Raw genomic sequence first — 2,628 nt, forward strand, 5'->3', positions numbered from 1 at the left:
TCGGCCAGGTCCAGCGGCGCCTCCACCCGGCGCCAGCCCTGGCCGCGCTCGGCCTGATGGCGGGCGATGCGGTCGCGCATCTCGTCATCGAAGGCCTCGGCCGTGGCGATGAAGACGGGCGGGCGGCCCGCTGTCTCGGCGGCCTGTTCGGCCTGTCGCTGGGCGTAGCCGCTCTTGCCGGAACGGGCGCCGCCGAGAACCAGGCTTAGGGGCATGCGTCGTCTCTCCGGTTGACCTGAACCGCACGCGGTCCTACTGCCACGATCGCGTCAGGTTCCCCGAAAGGGGATTGAAAGGGAACGGAGTGTGAAACTCCGGCTGTTCCCGCAACTGTAAGCGGCTAGCCCGCGCGTCATACGCCACTGGCGGTCCGGAAGGCCACGGCCTGAACGACTTCTGGGAAGGCGACGCGCACCGGCCTTGATCCGCGAGCCAGGAGACCTGCCTGTCGCCGTCGTTCTCCGTGCGGTCGGGATGTGCCGGGCGGTCGAGGCAACTCGTGTGACGACAGTCGTAAACCAGCCGCGTCAGCGGCCGCTTTCGCTCATCCGGGCGTTGGGCGGTCCGGCGCGGCGTCGTCATATGGAGACCCGGAATGAACCGGACCGCATTCGCTACCCTGGCCGCCGCCAGCCTTCTGGCCGCCGCTCCCGCCTTCGCCGTTGAAACCGTCGATCAACAGGCCGCCGCTCCTGACGTGGCGGGCCGCGCCGGCGCCACCGCCGTCGAGGACGTGGTCGTCACCGCCAACCGCTCGGCCCAGCCGATCGAGCGCGTCGGCGCCTCGGTCACCGTCCTGACCCAGGCCGCCATCGAAGCGCGCCAGACCCCGGCCGTGGTCGAGCTGTTGGCCCAGACGCCGGGCGTCAGCTTCACCCGCAACGGCGGCGTCGGCACCTCGACGGGCGTCAACATCCGCGGCGCCGAGAGCCAGCATACTGTCGTCCTGATCGACGGGGTCAAGCTGAACGACCCGTCCTCGACGCAGGGCGGCTTCAACTTCGGCAATCTGCTGGTCGGCGACACGGCGCGCATCGAGGTGCTGCGCGGCGCCCAGTCGACCCTGTGGGGCAGCCAGGCCATCGGCGGCGTGGTCAACATCGTCACCGCCGAACCGACCGAGGCCCTGCAAGGCAGCCTTGACGCCGAGGCCGGCGCGCGCGGCACGACCTATTTCCGCGGCGGGATCGGCGGCGCGAACGACCGCCTGAGCTGGCGTCTGGCGGCCAGCCGTTATGACACCGACGGCTTCTCGGCCTTCGCCAAGGGGATGGAGGACGACGGCTACACCAACACCGGCCTGTCGGGCCGCCTGAACGTCAAGGTGACGGACGCGGTCTCGCTGGATCTGCGCTCGGTCTGGTCCAGCGGCCGCAATGACTTCGACGCCTTCAACGGCGACAGCCGCGAATACGGCAAGACCCAGGAGCTGGTCGCATACGCCGGCCTGAACTTCGATCTGCTGGACGGCCGGTTCCGCAACCGCATCGGCTACGCCCATACCGACACCGATCGCCGCAACTTCAACCCGGACAATAAGGTCCAGACCCTGACCTTCGACGCCGAGGGCCAGAACCGTCGCTGGGAGTATCAGGGCGCCTTCGCCTTCACCGAGGCGCTGAACGCGACCTTCGGCCTGGAGCACGAGAAGTCGGAGATGAAGACCCGTTCGCCCGGCGACTGGACCCCGAACCCGGCCTTCGGTCGCGGCGAGGCCGAGCTGAACAGCGCCTATGGCCAGGTGCAGTGGACGGTGCTGGACGGCCTGACCCTGACTGGCGGCCTGCGCTATGACGACCACGCCCAGTATGGCGACAACCTGCTGGGCCAGGTCGCAGCGGCCTGGGCCCTGAACGAGGGCGATACGGTGGTGCGCGCCAGCTGGGGCCAGGGCTTCCGCGCGCCGGGCCTGTATGAGCTGTACAGCGAGTACGGCAATCTGAACCTGCAACCGGAAGAGTTCGACAGCTGGGAGATCGGCGTCGAGCAACGCCTGTTCGACCGCGCCGTCGTCTCGGCGACCTACTTCAATCGCCAGGCGGACAATGAGATCCGCTACAACGGCTGCTCGACGCCCTCGACGGACCCGCTGTGCACCGTCAACGGTGCGGGCCGCTGGGGCTATTACCGCAACGTCCAGAAGACCGAGGCGCAAGGCGTCGAACTGGTCGGTCGCGTGGACGTGACGGAGCGCCTGAACGTCAGCGCCAACTACACCTGGACCGACGCCAAGAGCGCCTCGGGCGCCACGGACGGCAAGCGTCTGACGCGCCGTCCCGAGCATATGGCGAACCTCGCCGCTGACTACGCCTTCGCCTTCGGCCTGAAGACGGGCGTGGCCGTGCGCTACGTCGGTGAGACGTTCAACAACGACACGAACACGGTGAAGGTCGATGCCTACACTCTGGTCGACCTGCGCGCCTCCTATCCGATCAACGACACTCTTGAAGTCTACGGTCGGATCGAGAACGCCTTCGACGAGGACTATCAGACGGTCCTGAACTACGGCGCGCCGGGACGCGGCGTGTTCGGCGGCGTTCGCGTCCGGTTCTGATGCGATGAAGGACGCCGCGTTCCTGACGACGGCGACCCGGCACGGCGGCGGTCTGATGAAGGCCGCCGCCGCCT

General features: G+C 68.3%; 2 protein-coding genes and 1 riboswitch. Of the genes, one reads left to right on the forward strand and one right to left on the reverse strand.

What is annotated here, in order from left to right; all coding sequences use genetic code 11:
* The coding region (locus RT567_RS15920; RefSeq protein ID WP_313577191.1) for a bifunctional adenosylcobinamide kinase/adenosylcobinamide-phosphate guanylyltransferase at nucleotides 1-215 on the reverse strand (215 nt) is incomplete at its 3' end.
* A 39-nt stretch (nucleotides 216-254) separates the two neighbouring features.
* A riboswitch (cobalamin riboswitch) is annotated at nucleotides 255-464 on the forward strand.
* 131 nt (nucleotides 465-595) lie between these two features.
* Between RT567_RS15920 and RT567_RS15925 the strand changes: the two genes are divergently transcribed.
* Complete coding sequence (locus RT567_RS15925) at nucleotides 596-2,554, forward strand: TonB-dependent receptor domain-containing protein (RefSeq protein WP_313577192.1); 1,959 nt, start codon at nucleotides 596-598, stop codon at nucleotides 2,552-2,554.
* Nucleotides 2,555-2,628: the final 74 nt, after the last annotated feature.

It is taken from the genome of Brevundimonas sp. (genome assembly GCF_032107865.1).
Taxonomy (GTDB): Bacteria; Pseudomonadota; Alphaproteobacteria; order Caulobacterales; family Caulobacteraceae; genus Brevundimonas.